Source organism: Streptococcus sp. 27098_8_82, assembly GCF_041431615.1.
Lineage (GTDB): Bacteria > Bacillota > Bacilli > Lactobacillales > Streptococcaceae > Streptococcus > Streptococcus sanguinis_K.
On record NZ_JAPVYB010000003.1, the window covers coordinates 225,539 to 242,637 of the forward strand.

Sequence of the window (17,099 nt, forward strand, 5' to 3'; positions counted from 1 at the left end):
AATCCTGCCGCCATTTTTTCGCCTTTGTGTTATACTAGTCCTATGGAAAAAAACGATATTGTCTACGGTGTGCATGCGGTGACAGAGGCTCTCGCAGCTAACACTGGAAATAAACTCTACATTCAAGATGACCTGCGTGGTAAAAAGGTCGACAAAATCAAAGATTTAGCAGCAGAAAAGAAGGTCTCCATCTCATGGACGCCTAAGAAAACCTTGCAGGAGATGACTGATGGGGCAGTTCACCAAGGCTTTGTCATGCGAGTGGCGGAGTTCGCCTATACTGACTTCGAGGTGCTGTTGAAAAAAGCAGAGCAGGAAGACAATCCACTCTTATTGATTTTGGACGGACTGACTGACCCGCATAATCTGGGTTCTATCTTGCGGACGGCTGACGCGACCAATGTAGCGGGAGTCATCATTCCCAAGCACCGGGCAGTCGGTGTGACACCAGTCGTAGCCAAGACTTCAACGGGTGCCATTGAGCATATTCCCATTGCCCGTGTGACCAATCTCAGCCAGACTCTGGACAAGCTCAAGGAAGCTGGTTTCTGGATTTTCGGTACAGATATGCAGGGGACGCCTTCTCATAAGTGGAATACAACTGGAAAGCTGGCCCTCATCATCGGCAACGAAGGCAAGGGGATTTCAAGCAATATTAAAAAGCAGGTGGACGAGATGATTTCCATTCCCATGAATGGCCATGTCCAGAGCCTTAATGCTAGTGTCGCAGCGGCTATTCTCATGTATGAAGTCTTTCGCAATCGCCTATGAAAAGAAAAATCTTACTGGTGGACGGCTACAATATGACGGCCTTTTGGCGGGAGACTCGTCCTTACTTTAACCGCGGAGAACTAGATGCCGCACGAACGATTCTGCTTCAGAAGCTCAGTAATTATGCCAGTTTTGAAGGACTGGAAGTTATCTGCGTCTTTGATGCCCAGTATATGCCGGGAGTCCGGCAGACTTATGAGGAGTTTAATGTAACGGTCGTTTTCACTGAAGAGGAGGAAACGGCGGATGACTATATCGAGCGCTTGGCAGCTGAACTCAATACACCCAAAAATCAGGTGTCGGTTGCGACCAGCGATCTCAATGAGCAGTGGACTGTCTTTGCCCAAGGGGCTTTGAGAGTTTCCGCTAGAGAGCTAGAGAAGCGAGTGGCTGTTACCAAATCAGACCTCAATAAGCTGAGCGGACAAATCAACCTGCAAAGACCGCCCTTGCGACCGATGGACAGCCAATCTTTGCGCGATTTACAAAAAATGATGGAGAAAAAAGATGACCTTTAAAATTTTAACCGATTCAACAGCAGACCTGCCAGAAAACTGGATCCAGGAAAATGATGTGCAGGTCCTAGGCCTGACCATTCAGCTGGATGGCCAAACTTATGAGACAGTTGGTGCGGACAAGCTGACCAGCCAAGAACTTCTGGACAAGATGGAGTCCGGCAGCAAGCCGACTACCAGCCAGATTAATGTCGGCCAGTTTGAAGATGTCTTTCGAAGCTATGCCAAGGAAGAGACACCAGTTCTCTATGTAGCCTTTGCTTCGGCTCTATCAGGTACTTATCAGAGTGCTGTCATGGCACGGGAGATAGTCTTAGAAGATTTTCCAGATGCACTGATTCGTATCATTGATACCAAGGCGGCTTCTATGGGTGAAGGACTTTTAGTCATGAAGGCGGCAGAAGCTAGAGCGGCAGGCCAGACCTTGGAGCAGACAGCGGACCTGATTGAGAGCTTGGTGCCTAAGGTCAAGACATATTTTCTGGTTGATGACCTCAATCACCTCATGCGGGGAGGTCGGATTTCCAAAACTGCTGCGCTTATGGGGAGTTTGGTCAATATCAAGCCGATTATCGCTGTCAGGGGAGATGGGACTCTGGACTCGGTCGCTAAGGTTCGCGGCAAGAAGAAGGCGCAGGCAGAAGTAGTCCGCATGACTCTGGAAGGAGTTGCTGACCCGCGGGTGGTTATTGCCTATGCAGGTGCCAAAGAAGTTGCTGAGAGTCTAAAAGCCCAGCTGCTGGAAAGCGACCAAGTAGAGGAAGTTCTCCTCATGCCTCTGGGACCTGTCATTTCTACCCATACTGGTCCTGGAACTTTGGGACTCTTTAGTATTGCCCAAGACATTCAAGACTAAGAAAACATGAAATCGCTATTTCATAAATAATTGCTTCAAATCTATTGCTTTTGCCTACTATTTTTGATATGATAGTAGGCGGTATTGTTTACCCCATTTGTAAGGCCCCGGAACCTTTCAAATAACTCGCGGACCGGAACATCCGCCCTGTAAACAAAAACGATATTCATAGGAGAAATCATGAACAAAACAACATACATGGCTAAGCCAGGTGAAGTTGAACGCAAATGGTATGTAGTGGACGCTACTGATGTCCCTCTTGGACGCCTTTCTGCTGTTGTAGCAAGCGTACTTCGCGGAAAAAACAAACCAACCTTTACACCACACACTGATACAGGTGACTTCGTAATCGTTATCAACGCTGAAAAAGTAAAATTGACTGGTAAAAAAGCGACTGATAAGATCTACTACACTCACTCTATGTACCCAGGTGGATTGAAACAAATCTCAGCAGGTGAGCTTCGCTCTAAGAATGCTGTTCGTTTGATCGAAAAATCTGTTAAAGGTATGCTTCCGCACAATACTCTTGGCCGCGCTCAAGGTATGAAGCTGAAAGTATTTGTAGGCGCTGAGCACACTCACGCTGCACAACAACCAGAAGTTCTTGATATTTCAGGACTTATCTAAGGAAAGGAACAAATAAGCTATGTCACAAGCACAATATGCAGGTACTGGACGTCGTAAAAACGCTGTTGCACGCGTTCGCCTTGTTCCAGGAACTGGTAAAATCACTGTAAACAAAAAAGATGTTGAAGAGTACATCCCACACGCTGACCTTCGCTTGGTTATCAACCAACCATTCGCAGTTACTTCAACTGCAGGTTCATACGACGTTTTCGTTAACGTTGTAGGTGGTGGTTACGCTGGTCAAGCAGGAGCTATCCGTCACGGTATCGCTCGTGCTCTTCTTCAAGTAGACCCAGACTTCCGCGATTCATTGAAACGCGCAGGACTTCTTACACGTGACTCACGTAAAGTTGAGCGTAAGAAACCAGGTCTTAAGAAAGCTCGTAAAGCATCACAATTCTCAAAACGTTAATCAATACGATTATATCAACGTTTACAGACATTCAAGAATTATTTCTTGGATGTCTTTTTTGTTTCAAAAAATCAAAGTTCACCCCAAAATTCACCCCATATTCACCCCATCAATTTTTTAAACTACGAAAAGCAATATCACCTACAGTCTGATTGACTTTATCTTTGATATTAACGTAAGTTTTTGTAATCTCTTTATCACTATGAGTAAGAGCTTCTGAGAAGGCTTCAAGAGAAACACCTGCTTGTTTAGCAAGAGTAGCACCAGTATGTCTTAGTTTGTGTGGTGATGCTGGTGCTAATTCGGGATGTCTTCGTCTGACTGATTTCATCTTGATAAAACTTAAAATTTTTCTAATTATAACGAAGCATAGTCAAAAAGCTATGACCTCTATATTCACAAAAAAATCCAGACCAATACTAGTCCAGATTTCTTGTCTATTAAACATTCTTTTCAAAGAATGGAAGAACGGCTGTAACGGCTTTGTCAACGCAATTATTTAACTGTGAGAATCCGACGCACATAAATTTTAAATGGCGTCTCAGTCACATTTAAATTTATGAGACGCTTAGACGTTAGGCTTTCAATTTGTCAAATTTTGCTTTGACATTTGCCTTGAATTCTTCAAGTTTAGCCTTGCGTTCGGCTTTACGTTCAGCCTTCATTTGTGCACGTGCCTGGTTGTAGAGGTCTTCTTGGACTTGCAGAGCTGCTTCGATTTCGGCTACGACGGTTGCTACATCCCAACGCACGATTTGGGTGTCGTACTTGGTGAAGTAAGCATCGATGACTGCTTCGTTGTTTTCTTGCACCAAGGCGACAACGGCTGTTTCGCCGTCGATCAATTTTTGAGACACAACGTCAATCAAGCCAGCTTCTGCCGTATCAACGGTATCACCAGCAGCCAAACCATAGAGGCTGCCAATACCATAACCAAACAAGACGCCGATAGGACCACCCAAAAGCCCGATAACTGCACCGAGCAAGCCACCTTCTAGGGTTGCATCCGTCGTTGAATCTTCAAAGTCATAGCGTTCTTTTTCAACGATGTGACCGTTTTCATTTTTGACCAAGGCGATTTGAGCAACCTTGGTCGTCTGAGTTTGGCGGAAAGCCTTCAAATCCGCAAAGGACTGATAAGCTTCGCTTTCAGTGTTAAAGACTGAAACTACTAGGTTTTCCATAGTTAGTACCTCTTTTCTAAATATATACGTTCATTATAATACAATTTCAATCACTTTTCAATCATTTTAGTGCGACATTTTAATTGATATGTCGCGTTTATCAGCGTCAAAGAACAGTTTCAGGCAGCGGTATATCTTTGCCATATCCCAGCCCAGACACTCTGGCGACTCTGAGTGATTATCAAGAAAGGCGTCCAGCAACATCTTAAAGCCTCCCGTGCAAAAAGTAAATAAATAGTGTTTTTCCTGTATGCCTGTCACACGGCTAAAAGACCGCTTGACCAAATCTTCCAGAAAATTATAGCAGATATTATGTACCAGCTCTGTGTAGCGAGTCTGATGAGCGTGCCGAATCACATCGACACTTTTATAGAATCTGCCAACTGTTTCCTTATGGTCGAATCCTTGAAAGAAGTCGCTTTATTCGTCGGTCAAGACAATTAATTTGGCTGGTGCAACTGATTCGCCAAGCTATGAACAAGCAATTATTACCTTTTGAAAGCAAAAATGGCAATTATGAAGGTGAAGCTACTCAGGTCTTAGTTCTTCTATCCAATTACTATGCAGACAAAAAACTATTTGATGAAAATACAGATGAATATGGAAATATCTTGATTTTAAAGGATTCATCCATCATTTCTAAATTATCGGCTATCCCAGATTTATTAAAAAGGGGATCTAGTAGGTAACAATAATATCGAATATATCAAAGTACGCAATATTAGGATTTCTTCAGAGGTTGAGTTAGAGTCAGATGTTGATGGGGATAAGTCGGATAATCTGCCAATAGATATAAAAATACTAGAAAACAGGCTTGAAAAAGGCTCGTAAAGCTAGCCAGTTCTCTAAACGTTAATTCGTTGCTGGACAGCAGAATACAAACGAAAACACTTTGCATCTTGCAAGGTGTTTTTTTCTATGAGAACTGGCGGTGCGCAATTAGGATAGCTCTAGCGACTTTAGTCGCATAGAGATATGCTATGCACAGTTGCCTCAAGAAAACAATGCTTCTTGGTCCACCCTGTTAGACAAGCTTCAAAACCAAGGAATCCAACAGATTTCTCTTGTAGTTACAGATGGCTTTAAGGGGCTTGAGCAGATTATCAGTCAGGCTCACCCATTAGCTAAACAACAATGTTGCTTAATTCATATTAGTCGAAATCTAGCTAGTAAAGTGAAACGAGCAGATAGAGCGGTTATTCTGGGGCAATTTATAATGATTTATCGTGCTGAAAATTTAGAAATGGCAGGACAAGCTTTAGAGGACTTTCTCGCCGAATGGAAACCAAAGTATAGGAAAGTCATGGAAAGTCTGGAGAAGACGGATAATCTTTTAACTTTTTATCAGTTTCCCTACCAGATTTGGCACAGCATGTATTCGACAAACCTCATTGAGTCTCTTAACAAAGAAATCAAACATCAAACGAAAAAGAAGGTTCTTTTTCCTAATGAGGAGGCTCTGGAACGTTACTTAGTTACGTTGTTTGAAGATTATAATTTCAAGCAAAGTCAACGAATCCATAAAGGGTTTGGTCAATGTTCTGATACACTTGAAAGCTTATTTAATTAACACTCCGTAACTCTACTTAAGTGTTTACACATAATTATTTACAGTATCAAAAAATAAAGTATATTGTTTTCATCATAATATAATTAAATATCAGTATAGAGAATTTTATCTATATATCAGATATCAGCAATTGCTTTTGCTGTCATTTTTCGCTACAATAGTTACAAGGAGGAAATAAACATGTTAAAAGAAGTATTAAACGTCGCAAAAGTTGCGAAAAAATCATCTCTCTTCTTAGGAGGGGTAGCATTTGGGACGCTTGGCTTGAAAGTCTTAGCAAGTAAAGAAGCTAAGAAAGGCTATTCTAAGGCCTTGGCTAAAGCTTACAAATTGAAAGATGGACTGGATGCATCTGTTTCTGTTGTAAAACAACACGGTGATGATGTTTTACAAGACGCTAAATATTTATACGAACAGGAAAAGAAAGAAGAACAATTAGATAGCCTGACAGGTGAATAATATGTCTTTTAAAGTGCTACACAGAGGATATCAACATATCCGATTATCGTCCTCGTTTTCACTGACCTTGGATATTCAAGATTATCTTCGTTCCTTGGCTAAAGATGAAAAAGGGATCGACTCTATTCAGTTTTATATGGATCAGCAGCACTTTACTCTACGTATGAAAGAAGGCTTCTCTGTATTAGAAAATGCAGAGGCCTTTTTAAAAAAAATTGACAAGGGGAAAGTTTCGGACTTGATGACTCTTCCCATTCGTAGAGAAGAGAGTGCTTATTCAATTGTATCGGGTGCAGCGGTTAAGCGTTTGCTGTTTCGAAGTTTTGTACCCTACCCTATTCGTTATATTTGGACTTGTTATCAGGCTTTGGGTTATGTCAAAGAAGCCTATCAAACTTTAGCGCGCAAGGAACTAACCATGGAGGTCTTGGACTGTTCGGCCATTTTGTTGTCCTTGTTTATGAACCAATCCAAGACAGCTAGCAACATCATGTTTATGCTTGATTTGGGTAATCATCTGGATCAGTGGTCTTTAAAAAAAACAGCAACAGATTTGGAACAAAGCCTTCTTGCTAAAGAAAGTGATGTTTTCTTAGTGCGGGGAGACATGGTCATCAGCATCAAGAGTTCTGATGTTCAAGTAGGTGATGTATTAGTTGTCTCCCAAGGTAATGAAATCTTGTTTGACGGCCAAGTGGTTTCAGGATTAGGCATGGTCAATGAGAGTTCCTTGACTGGAGAGAGCTTCCCTGTTGAAAAGAAAGAGGGAGATTCTGTATGTGCGAATACTGTTTTGGAAACAGGAGAGTTAAGAATTCGTGTGACTGATAATCAGATAAACAGTCGTATTTTGCAACTCATCAATCTGATGAAAAAATCTGAAGAGAGTAAGAAGACAAAACAACGTCATTTTATTAGGATGGCAGACAAGGTTGTAAAATATAACTTCTTAGGTGCTGGTTTGACTTATCTGTTAACAGGTTCGTTTTCAAAAGCCATTTCCTTTTTATTGGTGGATTTTTCATGTGCTCTAAAAATATCCACACCTGTAGCCTACCTTACGGCCATAAAGGAAGGTCTAAATCGAGAAATGGTTATTAAAGATGGTGATGTATTAGAAAAATATCTGGAAGTGGATACTTTCTTGTTTGATAAAACGGGTACCATCACGACGAGTTATCCTTTGGTTGAAAAGGTTCTTCCTTTCGGAGATTATACTGAGAAAGATATTTTAAGAATAAGTGCATGTTTGGAGGAACATATCTATCATCCTATTGCCAATGCAATTGTTAAACAAGCTGAAATTGAAGGCATTGAACACGAAGAAATGCATGGCAAGCTTCAGTATGTTGCAAGCAAAGGGATTAAATCGCAAATTGATGGTCAATCGGTTGTCATTGGAAATTATGTACTAATGCAAGACGAACAGGTAAGAATTAGTTCTGAGCAGCTGGCCTTGATTGAGCAATATAAGACTCATTACAATTTATTGTTTTTGGCTTATAAGAAAGAATTAATTGGGATGTTTTGTATCCACACTCCCTTGAGAAGCGAGGCGAAAGTTGCATTGAAAAAGCTAAAGCGCCAAGGGAAAAAACTGATTCTGGCAACTGGTGATACGTTGGCTAGAACAGAAGAGTTGGTTAAAGATCTGCCATTTGACAACGTTTATACTGATTTAAAACCAGATGGTAAGTTTCAGTTGGTTCAGGAATTACAGAAAGCTGGCCGAACTATTTTGATGGTTGGAGACGGGTTAAACGACTCTGCTGCCTTGACGCTTGCAGATATTGGGGTTGTGATGAATGAAAGTGCTGATATTTCTAAGCAGATGAGTGATATTTTATTATTAGATAATCGTTTAGATTTCTTCGAGGAATTGAATTCTTTATCTGAATCGTTGCAGAAATTAATTCAAAGAAATATTCAAGAAACAGTTGTAATAAATGGAAGTTTAATTGGATTTGGGTTGTTAAATTGGTTAAGCCCATCTAATCTTTCGATATTGCACAATCTGACTACTTTAAGAATCGTCCTTCGTAGTCTTTCTATTAAAAGTAGGTAAGAGACCGAGAAGCTGAGGTTATAAAAACTAAAAGGAGTTGTCTCATTTGAGAATAACGGCTCTTTGTCAACTGTAGTGGGTTGGTGGAAAATTATACCCTGGAGAGGACCAAATTGGTTCTCTCCTTTTAAATATTGAAAAAACCATTGGCAGTGGACATACTTTAAGACTATATATTTCTGAAACTAGTTTCACAATACAAATATTGACATGCAATTATTAATTGGTGGATTTTAAGTTGACATCTACAAAGGTTAATGTTAAAATACATTCAAAAATATATTTGAATGAGGTGCTTTATGGTTCAAAATGTTGTTACTTCAATAATCCTGTATTCTGGGACAGCCGTAGACTTACTTATTATCCTAATGTTATTTTTTGCCAAAAGAAAAAGCAGAAAAGACATCATTAACATCTATTTAGGACAATTTCTAGGCTCTGTTAGTCTAATATTGCTAAGTTTACTTTTTGCATTTGTCTTAAATTATATTCCTAGTAAAGAGATTTTAGGTTTGCTCGGTTTGATTCCAATTTTCCTAGGACTCAAAGTTTTGCTTTTAGGAGATTCTGATGGAGAAGCTATTGCAAAAGATGGTTTGCGCAAAGATAATAAAAACCTGATTTTTCTAGTCGCTATGATTACTTTTGCAAGTTGTGGTGCTGACAATATTGGTGTTTTTGTCCCATATTTTATTACCTTAAATTTAGCGAATTTGATAGTGGCTTTACTTACCTTTCTAGTCATGATTTATCTCTTGGTTTTTTCTGCCCAAAAATTGGCACAAGTCCCTTCTGTTGGAGAAACTTTGGAAAAATATAGCAGATGGTTTATTGCCGTTGTCTATTTAGGATTGGGGATGTATATCCTGATTGAAAACAACAGCTTTGACATGCTAAGGGCTGTGTTAGGCTAGGAGAAAAAATTATGAAAAAAGATAGTATCTGTCAAGTGGATGTTATTAATCAACAAAATGTTACAACCGCAACGAACTACCTTGAAAAGGAAAAAGTCCAAAAATCACTTCGCATTTTATCAAAATTTACCGATAATAAACAGATAAATATCATCTTTTATCTCCTTGCTGTTGAAGAACTCTGTGTCTGTGATATAGCCTATTTACTAAATCTCAGTATGGCATCTGCCTCCCACCATCTTCGTAAACTAGCCAATCAAAACATCTTGGATACTAGAAGAGAGGGGAAAATTATATATTATTTTATAAAAGATGAGGAAATCAAAGACTTTTTTAATCAACTAGGATAACAACTATTTTTACTACTTTATCATGATTATATATAGGACTTATCTATGAAATTTTTTGATGAAAATTACTCACAAAAAAGACTACTCGTAGCAAATGTTTAAGAAAAAAGTATAATTTAAAGCAAAGCGACCTAGGTAATGCAGGTCAAGTTAGCCAAGTTGAAAAGGGAGAAATCTGAAAGAAAATGTATCTTTGATAGTAGTCATTTATTGTGAAATATGATATATTTATTGATTAGATGGATGAATATTTCTAAAGTTAAATAAAATATGACAGATACATGCTTTTTAGTGTATCTTGTTTGTACTCAAAATATGAAGTGACTATCCAATATTTAAGATTAATAAATATTATACGATGAGATAGAATACTACAAAATGAAAGGCAATGTAATCCGATGAAGAAAGATAGATTAATTGCATTGACAGATGCTGTTCTAGCAATTATTATGACCATCTTGGTTTTAGAGTTAGAAAAACCAACAACACCAAGTCTTGAAGCTTTTTGGGATTTACGGCAAAATTTCTTTGCTTGTTTTCTTTCCTTTTTCTGGTTGGGATCGTTATGGATGGCACTAAACACATTATGGGAAAAGGTTGAGAAAATTTCCTCAGAAATTATTTGGTGGAATTTGTTTCTACTCTTGGAGCGGCAGGAGTTCTCTTTGGAGAATTTCATGCCATCCAAGATACCAGTCTGAATGATGTGGTGGACCGGATCTATATAAATGTCAAGGATTTACCGTTTCAGTCCTTGGGAGCTTTAGCTAATATCCTGTCTGATATTAAGAAGGGACTGATTCAAGACAGTCATATCTGGTCTTTCTTCCAGTCATTTTTCAAACAATATCAGTTGATAATCAGCTTAAATCAGATCTATCAGTTTGTCTATCTTTCTCTGATGGAGATCATGTCCTATCTTCACTTTGATTATTGGAAAAAAACGGCTCGGTCAGGAGCTAGTATGAATAAGGAGAACAAATGAAACGTTTAAAAATGTTATGGCATATTATGCAGGTTACGGGTTTTACTCGGTTTGCTCTGAGTTTTGTGACCTTTGTTTTTGGGTCAGGAGGCGTGCTTTTCCTAGTTGAACCTGCTATCACAAATTACGGAGACGGTCTTTGGTATGCTTTTGTGACTTCGACGACTGTCGGCTACGGGGATCTCCTAGCTGTGACCTTGATTGGAAGGATTACCAGTGTCTTCTTGACGATTTATGGGCTCATATTTTTTGGCTGTTTATCAGCTGTTATTTTTAATTATTATACCAATTTAAATAAGGAAAGAGGAGAGGACAAATGACTGCCAATTATTCAACACGGGAATACCGTGAGAAATTATACGATGACCTTCATGTTCGATTGAGAGATACAGCGATTTTGATGTGTGCAATTTTTATTGCCTCTATCGGACTAAATATGAATTCAACAGCTGTCATTATAGGAGCCATGTTGATTTCACCTCTCATGACACCGATTGTTGGACTGGGATTCGGTTTAGCTATTTTTGATACGCGTTTAATCAAGCAATCTCTAGAGGTTTTATTGACTCAAGTGTTGGTCAGTTTGCTTGTCTCGACTCTGTATTTCTGGATTTCTCCCTTGTCTTATGCAAGTAGCGAGTTGATTGCACGAACCTCTCCAACCATTTGGGATGTCCTCATTGCTATTGCTGGTGGGATTGCTGGTGTGATCGGTTCAAGGAAAAAAGAAGCAAACAATATCGTGCCAGGAGTAGCCATTGCTACAGCTCTGATGCCGCCTATCTGTACTGCTGGCTATGGTTTAGCTAATGGGAATGTACGATTTTTATTGGGGGCTCTCTATCTTTTCTTGATCAACTGTGTCTTTATCATGCTAGCCAACATTGTTGGAACAAGAATTTTGATGAGAAAATCTCCTTTAACTTCATTTAAAGAGCTGAGCATTAAAATGAGAATTGGCTTGATATCTTTGATTGTATTGTTGATTCTTCCAGCTAGCTATTCGGCAGTTACTCTGACAATAGAACAAGCGCGCAAAGAAGGGATCAAACAGTTTGTAGGAAAAGAGTTCGCCAATTATACGGTTATTAATCAAGTCTACAAGTCAAGTAACAATGAATTGGTCTTGACGGTTGTTGGAGATCCGATTTCAGAAGAAGAATTAGAAACACTCCACCAAAAACAAGCCTCTTACGGTATTCAATCTGTTCAATTGAAAGTGAATCAAGTTCAGAACTCGCCAACATTAGATAGTGAAGCGACCAAGGAATTTTATGAAAACATTGACAAGTATATTGATCAAAAACTCTCTGAAAAAGATTCACAAAACGATCTCGTAAAAGAAAATGAAGCAGACAAGGATTGAGGACAATGAACTGAATCGGTTTTTACGCCGTGTTTTTCTTGTATCTTCCTCTTTCTTACTTATAGCAGGTTGTTTTTGCTTGAATAAGAAATAAATTAGAAGTTCTATCATCTAAGAAAAATGATGAACAAAAAATCATTTAACTAATGGTGTGAACGTTTAGTGTTTATCAGCTCCATTCTCTGTAATTTTGGGGGTAAAATCCACACCATTCGGATAAAATTAGTTGAATTTGATTGGAAAAAAGCTTTTATAAAAGCGGAGAAAAGTCTTGATATTACGCTGTTTTTAGTCCAACTGAAATTCATACTTTCCAAACCAGGTCTTAAGAAAGCTCGTAAAGCGTCACAATTCTCAAAACGTTAATCAATACGATTATATCGATATTTCAAAGCACTCAAGAGTTTACCTCATGGGTGCTTTTTTCGTGTTTTTTGAAAAAGTTCACCTCAAAATCCACCTTAGTTTTACCTTAATCTTGAATATTCTTTTGTTAATATTCTTTTGTGTTATAATGTAGAAAAGATATGACAAAACAAAAGTATTGGTTTAAATTCTGTAAATTTCACTTTGTGTAAAGATGAGAAAATTTGAATGTAGATAATGATGGGAGATGTTTTGCAATGATAAGTTTAGAGTTGATGTCTGAAGAAAATAGTATAGATGTATATACTTTTGAAAAAGAAAATCAAGAGTATTTTGAGCAGAATTTACCTCCTAGACCAGGTAACTATTTTGATCCAGAAAGTTTTAAGGAAATTACAAGGGAATTGTTAACGGAACAAGCAAATCATGACATCTACATGCATCTTATTAGAGATTCGCAAGGTGCTATGGTCGGAAGAATCAATTTAAGTGTTTTAGGGAATGATAGAAAAACAGTAGAACTTGGATATAGGATTGGAGAAAATTACACCAATTTAGGCTATGCAAGCGAAGCGGTTAAACTCGTTTTAGAAAGGGCGTTTCATACTTATGGTTTAAATAGAATCATTGCGGGAACAGCAACGGATAATCTGGCCTCTAAGAGAGTGCTTTTGAAAAATGGTTTCACTTTTATTAGGATCATAGAAAATGATTTACAGATTAATAATGAGTGGGTGCATACAGCAGTATTTGAGATAACGAATCAATAACATCATCATTCCCAGTTTGTTGATAGGACTGATGGAGTTATCAACCTTTACAGACATTCAAGAATTTTCTCTTGGATGTCTTTTTTGATGTAAAAAGTCATTTAATCTAAAAATACACCAAGATTCAAAATCTTGGTGTATTATCTTTTTTTAGACAATTGTTCTCTAAAAAGTTTTGTCATTTGTTTTTGTCCGGCAGCAGTACCTAGAGCTTCTTTGCTTATTTCTCCTTTAAATATTTGTTCCATTAAAAATAGGTAAGCCTCGCCTAAAGCAGTTGTAATTAATCCAGCAGTAGTTCCAGAAATCGTTCCGCCAACTGCTGTTCCTACTCCGGGAATAAATTTGAGTATATTGGAGACAATTGTTTTTCCAAGGAATGTTGCTCCCCCAGATCCTAAAGTTGAGGATACAAAGGCGGTTAGAAAAGTTTTATTTATATCAAGCCCAAATATTACAGTAATGCCAGTAATCATGCTTATCTGGGTCGGCACAAGCATGAAGGCATCCGCAAATGGAACTGGTGCGAAACCTTCACCAAAACTTGCTGCTACTGCAGTTGCAATGACTGCCCTAGCATGTTTTTTTTAGATTCCAGAGATACTTTTTGGATATTTTGCAGTGTATCCTGTAGTTCAGTTGGCAAGACTTCAGACATAACATCAATCAGAGTATCTAATCCAAAAGCTTTAGCGACATATTCCTCATCAAAATCCATATCTTGAGCTAAAATTGGCACAACTTTACAAACATCTAAGTTTTCCTGCTCAACATGAGCTTTCATTTCTAGTGCTTTCTTCTTAGGTACAGATTGAGTAAGGACAACGATGATTGGGACCTTAGACTGTTTATTCTTCTCAGAAAACTCTCTGAGCCATTCCACTTCCGAACTATCGAAAGTACGGTTTGAACCGACGTTAATACAATACCAAATGCAGTGAATGGCCTCATTGATATCATTAGAAGAGTAACCGTTGTTAATTAGTTTAATGACTTCATCTTTGACACCCTCCTGTTGGGTATATGACAATTCAAAGCCAGGTGTATCGTAAATAGCCAAAGGATATCCGGTTTTTTCAATTTTGCGAATTTCCTGAGTTACTGGTCGGCCTAGTCCAGTATCAGCAAAATTCCCTCTAAACAAACTGTTAATTAGTGTGCTTTTGCCAACACCTGATTTGCCAATGACGATGATGTTTAATCTTTTTAAATTATTAATTTTATCATTAATCGCGTTGAGACATTGCTGCGCAATATTATCTGTATTGATTTGCATTATCTTCTACCTTTGTTATAGTCAGATTTTTTAACTAACGTGTCCTTCCCATCAAAACTAGTTTTTAGATGATTGGTTAGTGTTACTTGTTTTTTATATACATAATTCCTAGTTTTTTTCAATACTCTAGGCAGAAGAACTGTAGAGGCTAAAATTAAAGCTCCGCTTACGAAGATGTATTTTACTTTAGAAGAATTTCTTTTTTTGTTACCTTTTGTCTTTGACATAATATTCTCACTAATATGATATTTTAAATAATTATATCATATTAGAAATTAAAAGAGTCAATTTAATGATTTTGCTTATCTCTTTGTTTTAAAGATTTTAGAACAACTTCTCCGATAGAAATTGAAGTAATGTTAGCAGAGATCTATTAGTTGTAATGAAGAGGGGGCAAAGATATTGAAGATAGAAAAGTAGTTATGTGGCTTTCAGCTTGTCTCACTCTCCAAGGTACAAGAAAAATAAACCACCTGCCTTGCGTGTGTGGTCCATAGACGGGTGGCTATGATTTGTAAAATAAGTCTAAGTAAATAGCTTGCTAAGATTTAGTATTTTATAGATTTTTAAAAATTTATATAGTACACTAGATGTGTAATATTGAGTTTTGAGTGACTGAAAAATTAGTATGGATGTTACCAGCTGTTTTAGAAAATTATTGTGGTATCAAAAAATTTAAGGAGACGTTATGAAAAAACGAACGAAAAGCATAATTGCAACAATTGCATCAATAGTGGCGCTCGTAAGTCTGGGAGGATGTGCCATGACTCAAAAAGAAAGTAATAAACAAGATAAGAAAGTTGCTTCTTCAAAAAAGGCTATCAAAGATGATAAAGAAGCCATCAAGCAAAAACAGCTCGCTTATCTAAAAAATCATGAGCAAGAAATTATAGATTTGGTAAAAGCTCAAAGTCCAAAAGTCGAATCAGTTCAGATTGATTGGGAAGAGACGCAATGGAGTGATGGCGGTCTTACAAATCCCGAGTATTATATTAATGTTTTTGGGCGTATCAATAATATTGAAGAATCGGGGTGGGGAGTGGATATACCGATTAATAATGATGAAAGTGTAAATCTTGAAGAAATGATTATAGGTAATTACATAAGTATCGAAGGTGAACCGATTGACTAATTGGAATTTGAAAAGTTTTAATAATATATGCTTCGTTAGAGGAATCATTCTATAGGGATAAAACTAATAGACATCCAGGAGTTATTTCTTGGATGGCTTTTTTACGCTATTCAACTCACCTATAAAATTCTTCTATTACTTTCATAGAAATTATATATTAGCCAGATAGGGGCACTCATAGTAAAATAGCTATCAAAATAGACTAAAGGAGTTTGGAATGAAGTTAGTTTCTTTATGGTCAAAGGTTTCTCTGGGCTTGCAATTGTTGATTGCTTTAATTTTGGGTGTTCTTGTTGCTCTTATCTGGCCGCAGTTTTCGGCTTTTTACCAGTTTCTGGGTCAAGCTTTTATAAGTTTGATTAATATGGTGATTATTCCACTGGTCTTTCCGGTTGTGGTTGTAGCGGTGGCTGGTGTGATTGGTAAGAAATCTTTTGGGAAGCTTTTGACAAAGAGTTTGCTCTATTTCTTTGGTGTCACGACGGTTATTACTTTGATCTTTGTCTTTGCTGCTTATTATCTAGGCTTTGGTCAAGGTGTCAATATCGGTCAGACTGGAGGAAATATTGATGGGATTGCTAAGAGCATCCAGTTAAATGAGTTCTTTCTCAGTTTCATTCCGGCTAATATTGTTAAGTCGCTTTCTGAAGGGGCTTTGCTTCCTATCATCGTCTTTGCGATATTCTTGGGTTATGGTCTTGGAAATCTTAAGGAAGACAAGTTACAGAAGTTTATTGATTTATTGCAAATTTGGATTGAGGCGATTTACAAAATTGTCGGTGTGATTGTGAAACTGTCTCCGATTGGCATTTTTGGCTTTATTGCTAAGGATGTGGCTACGACAGGAGTTGACAAGTTGGTCGGTTTGGGGCAATTTGTAGCAGGGACTTATCTGGCTTATGCGGTGCTAGCTTTAGTGATTTTTCCTTTGATTGCTCTTGCTTTCAGAATTCCTTATTTGACAAGTTTACAACGGATTTGGAGCCTTTTGACTTTGGCTTTTGTCTCTGGTAGTTCCAGTGTTGTCCTGCCACCGCTGTTGAAAGATTTAAAGAAGCAGGGGTATGATGAGCATGTCATAGATTTGGTTGTGCCTTTGGGTTACACTTTTAATCTTGAGGGGGCCGCTGTCTATTTCTCAGTAGCCACCATCTTTATCGCTCATGCTTATGGGATTGCTTTTTCTGTATCAGGACTTTTCTTTACTGTTTTGCTTTTGACTTTGATTGGTAAAACAGCTGCAACAGTGCCTTCTGGAGCGATTGTTGTCTTGCTGGCAGCTGCACCTCAGCTAGGCCTGCCGGTGGAAGGAGTTGCTTTGATTTTTGCAGTTGATTTCTTTGTCAATGCTGGTCGTACTGCCCTCAATGTTCTAGGTCAGGTCTTGGCTGTCAGTGTCATTGAAAAAACGGAAGTCAATGTAGTAGAAGAATCGAAAAGCAGTAAGCTGGCTGTTCGATATTCCTAAAGGAGAGAAGAAT

20 protein-coding genes and 4 pseudogenes are annotated in these 17,099 nt (G+C 38.2%); 19 read left to right on the forward strand and 5 right to left on the reverse strand.

The features are described 5' to 3' along the window. Nucleotides 1–42 precede the first annotated feature (42 nt). The 5 genes from rlmB to rpsI all read left to right on the forward strand — a co-directional run bounded on the left by rlmB (nt 43) and on the right by rpsI (nt 3,181). A complete protein-coding gene (gene rlmB, locus O3627_RS07265) occupies nt 43–771 on the forward strand; it encodes a 23S rRNA (guanosine(2251)-2'-O)-methyltransferase RlmB (RefSeq protein ID WP_061592508.1) in 729 nt (242 codons plus the stop codon). Then, on the forward strand, nt 768–1,289 hold the full coding sequence (locus O3627_RS07270; RefSeq protein WP_002902298.1) for an NYN domain-containing protein: 522 nt from the start codon (nt 768–770) through the stop codon (nt 1,287–1,289). The genes rlmB and O3627_RS07270 overlap by 4 nt, the downstream gene beginning before the upstream one ends. Next, entirely contained in the window at nt 1,279–2,142 is an 864-nt protein-coding gene (locus tag O3627_RS07275) for a DegV family protein (protein WP_002922382.1), read from the forward strand. The genes O3627_RS07270 and O3627_RS07275 overlap by 11 nt, the downstream gene beginning before the upstream one ends. Before the next feature lie 180 nt (nt 2,143–2,322). Continuing rightward, nucleotides 2,323–2,769, forward strand: coding sequence for a 50S ribosomal protein L13 (gene rplM / locus O3627_RS07280; RefSeq protein WP_002893769.1), 447 nt, complete (start codon nt 2,323–2,325; stop codon nt 2,767–2,769). 19 nt (nt 2,770–2,788) lie between these two features. Beyond that, the gene (gene rpsI / locus O3627_RS07285; RefSeq protein ID WP_002893764.1) at nt 2,789–3,181 is read left to right on the forward strand and encodes a 30S ribosomal protein S9; all 393 of its coding nucleotides are present in this window, start codon (nt 2,789–2,791) and stop codon (nt 3,179–3,181) included. A gap of 109 nt (nt 3,182–3,290) precedes the next feature. Here the strand turns inward: rpsI and O3627_RS07290 are convergent, their stop codons facing one another. The 3 genes from O3627_RS07290 to O3627_RS07300 all read right to left on the reverse strand — a co-directional run bounded on the left by O3627_RS07290 (nt 3,291) and on the right by O3627_RS07300 (nt 4,722). Further along, complete coding sequence (locus O3627_RS07290; RefSeq protein ID WP_002893762.1) at nt 3,291–3,512, reverse strand: tyrosine-type recombinase/integrase; 222 nt, start codon at nt 3,510–3,512, stop codon at nt 3,291–3,293. A gap of 244 nt (nt 3,513–3,756) precedes the next feature. Continuing rightward, nucleotides 3,757–4,365, reverse strand: coding sequence for a DUF1269 domain-containing protein (locus tag O3627_RS07295; RefSeq protein ID WP_002893760.1), 609 nt, complete (start codon nt 4,363–4,365; stop codon nt 3,757–3,759). Between the two features lie 66 nt (nt 4,366–4,431). Then, entirely contained in the window at nt 4,432–4,722 is a 291-nt protein-coding gene (locus tag O3627_RS07300) for a hypothetical protein (RefSeq protein ID WP_037614148.1), read from the reverse strand. Here O3627_RS07300 and O3627_RS07305 point away from each other — a divergent pair. The 12 genes and pseudogenes from O3627_RS07305 to O3627_RS07360 all read left to right on the forward strand — a co-directional run. Next, a pseudogene (locus O3627_RS07305) lies at nt 4,716–4,859 on the forward strand (IS982 family transposase); the annotation flags it as partial. The gene O3627_RS07300 and the pseudogene O3627_RS07305 overlap by 7 nt on opposite strands. A 3-nt stretch (nt 4,860–4,862) precedes the next feature. Beyond that, nucleotides 4,863–5,196: pseudogene (locus O3627_RS07310) on the forward strand (diacylglycerol kinase family lipid kinase); the annotation flags it as partial. Nucleotides 5,197–5,344: 148 nt separating this feature from the next. Further along, nucleotides 5,345–5,935, forward strand: a pseudogene (locus O3627_RS07315) (transposase); the annotation flags it as partial. Nucleotides 5,936–6,115: 180 nt separating this feature from the next. Further along, nucleotides 6,116–6,394, forward strand: a complete 279-nt coding sequence (locus O3627_RS07320) for a DUF6110 family protein (protein ID WP_002893755.1) — start codon at nt 6,116–6,118, stop codon at nt 6,392–6,394. 1 nt (nt 6,395) lies between these two features. Then, a complete protein-coding gene (locus tag O3627_RS07325) occupies nt 6,396–8,459 on the forward strand; it encodes a heavy metal translocating P-type ATPase (protein WP_125382534.1) in 2,064 nt (687 codons plus the stop codon). Between the two features lie 299 nt (nt 8,460–8,758). Beyond that, a complete protein-coding gene (locus tag O3627_RS07330) occupies nt 8,759–9,373 on the forward strand; it encodes a CadD family cadmium resistance transporter (protein ID WP_002908712.1) in 615 nt (204 codons plus the stop codon). An 11-nt stretch (nt 9,374–9,384) separates the two neighbouring features. Beyond that, nucleotides 9,385–9,723, forward strand: a complete 339-nt coding sequence (gene cadX / locus O3627_RS07335; RefSeq protein ID WP_002908713.1) for a Cd(II)/Zn(II)-sensing metalloregulatory transcriptional regulator CadX — start codon at nt 9,385–9,387, stop codon at nt 9,721–9,723. A gap of 398 nt (nt 9,724–10,121) precedes the next feature. Further along, entirely contained in the window at nt 10,122–10,424 is a 303-nt protein-coding gene (locus O3627_RS07340; protein WP_002920216.1) for a TMEM175 family protein, read from the forward strand. Then, on the forward strand, nt 10,349–10,708 hold the full coding sequence (locus O3627_RS07345) for a hypothetical protein (RefSeq protein WP_000397555.1): 360 nt from the start codon (nt 10,349–10,351) through the stop codon (nt 10,706–10,708). The genes O3627_RS07340 and O3627_RS07345 overlap by 76 nt, the downstream gene beginning before the upstream one ends. Beyond that, on the forward strand, nt 10,705–11,028 hold the full coding sequence (locus tag O3627_RS07350) for a potassium channel family protein (RefSeq protein WP_000825751.1): 324 nt from the start codon (nt 10,705–10,707) through the stop codon (nt 11,026–11,028). The genes O3627_RS07345 and O3627_RS07350 overlap by 4 nt, the downstream gene beginning before the upstream one ends. Next, entirely contained in the window at nt 11,025–12,074 is a 1,050-nt protein-coding gene (locus O3627_RS07355) for a DUF389 domain-containing protein (protein ID WP_000126416.1), read from the forward strand. Before O3627_RS07350 ends, O3627_RS07355 begins: the two co-directional genes overlap by 4 nt. Before the next feature lie 623 nt (nt 12,075–12,697). Next, nucleotides 12,698–13,210, forward strand: a complete 513-nt coding sequence (locus O3627_RS07360; RefSeq protein WP_002916458.1) for a GNAT family N-acetyltransferase — start codon at nt 12,698–12,700, stop codon at nt 13,208–13,210. A 140-nt stretch (nt 13,211–13,350) separates the two neighbouring features. Here O3627_RS07360 and O3627_RS07365 read toward each other — a convergent pair. Together O3627_RS07365 and O3627_RS07370 are read right to left on the reverse strand one after the other, a co-directional pair. Further along, nucleotides 13,351–14,486: pseudogene (locus tag O3627_RS07365) on the reverse strand (YcjF family protein). Next, a complete protein-coding gene (locus tag O3627_RS07370; RefSeq protein ID WP_002916454.1) occupies nt 14,486–14,713 on the reverse strand; it encodes a hypothetical protein in 228 nt (75 codons plus the stop codon). Before O3627_RS07370 ends, O3627_RS07365 begins: the two are co-directional and overlap by 1 nt. Before the next feature lie 461 nt (nt 14,714–15,174). Between O3627_RS07370 and O3627_RS07375 the strand changes: the two genes are divergently transcribed. Next, nucleotides 15,175–15,618 carry a hypothetical protein gene (locus O3627_RS07375; RefSeq protein WP_002926010.1) on the forward strand — a complete coding sequence of 148 codons (444 nt, stop codon included), beginning with the start codon at nt 15,175–15,177 and terminating at the stop codon, nt 15,616–15,618. Between the two features lie 217 nt (nt 15,619–15,835). Beyond that, nucleotides 15,836–17,086, forward strand: a complete 1,251-nt coding sequence (locus O3627_RS07380; protein WP_125382531.1) for a dicarboxylate/amino acid:cation symporter — start codon at nt 15,836–15,838, stop codon at nt 17,084–17,086. The last annotated feature ends 13 nt before the right edge of the window (nt 17,087–17,099 follow it).

Bases quoted from the DNA above. Each gene is read 5' to 3' on its own strand.
- rlmB (WP_061592508.1), top strand. From the start codon at position 43: ATGGAAAAAAACGATATTGTCTACGGTGTGCATGCGGTGACAGAGGCT.
- O3627_RS07270 (WP_002902298.1), top strand. From the start codon at position 768: ATGAAAAGAAAAATCTTACTGGTGGACGGCTACAATATGACGGCCTTT.
- O3627_RS07275 (WP_002922382.1), top strand. From the start codon at position 1,279: ATGACCTTTAAAATTTTAACCGATTCAACAGCAGACCTGCCAGAAAAC.
- rplM (WP_002893769.1), top strand. From the start codon at position 2,323: ATGAACAAAACAACATACATGGCTAAGCCAGGTGAAGTTGAACGCAAA.
- rpsI (WP_002893764.1), top strand. From the start codon at position 2,789: ATGTCACAAGCACAATATGCAGGTACTGGACGTCGTAAAAACGCTGTT.
- O3627_RS07290 (WP_002893762.1), bottom strand. From the start codon at position 3,512: ATGAAATCAGTCAGACGAAGACATCCCGAATTAGCACCAGCATCACCA.
- O3627_RS07295 (WP_002893760.1), bottom strand. From the start codon at position 4,365: ATGGAAAACCTAGTAGTTTCAGTCTTTAACACTGAAAGCGAAGCTTAT.
- O3627_RS07320 (WP_002893755.1), top strand. From the start codon at position 6,116: ATGTTAAAAGAAGTATTAAACGTCGCAAAAGTTGCGAAAAAATCATCT.
- O3627_RS07325 (WP_125382534.1), top strand. From the start codon at position 6,396: ATGTCTTTTAAAGTGCTACACAGAGGATATCAACATATCCGATTATCG.
- O3627_RS07330 (WP_002908712.1), top strand. From the start codon at position 8,759: ATGGTTCAAAATGTTGTTACTTCAATAATCCTGTATTCTGGGACAGCC.
- cadX (WP_002908713.1), top strand. From the start codon at position 9,385: ATGAAAAAAGATAGTATCTGTCAAGTGGATGTTATTAATCAACAAAAT.
- O3627_RS07340 (WP_002920216.1), top strand. From the start codon at position 10,122: ATGAAGAAAGATAGATTAATTGCATTGACAGATGCTGTTCTAGCAATT.
- O3627_RS07350 (WP_000825751.1), top strand. From the start codon at position 10,705: ATGAAACGTTTAAAAATGTTATGGCATATTATGCAGGTTACGGGTTTT.
- O3627_RS07355 (WP_000126416.1), top strand. From the start codon at position 11,025: ATGACTGCCAATTATTCAACACGGGAATACCGTGAGAAATTATACGAT.
- O3627_RS07360 (WP_002916458.1), top strand. From the start codon at position 12,698: ATGATAAGTTTAGAGTTGATGTCTGAAGAAAATAGTATAGATGTATAT.
- O3627_RS07370 (WP_002916454.1), bottom strand. From the start codon at position 14,713: ATGTCAAAGACAAAAGGTAACAAAAAAAGAAATTCTTCTAAAGTAAAA.
- O3627_RS07375 (WP_002926010.1), top strand. From the start codon at position 15,175: ATGAAAAAACGAACGAAAAGCATAATTGCAACAATTGCATCAATAGTG.
- O3627_RS07380 (WP_125382531.1), top strand. From the start codon at position 15,836: ATGAAGTTAGTTTCTTTATGGTCAAAGGTTTCTCTGGGCTTGCAATTG.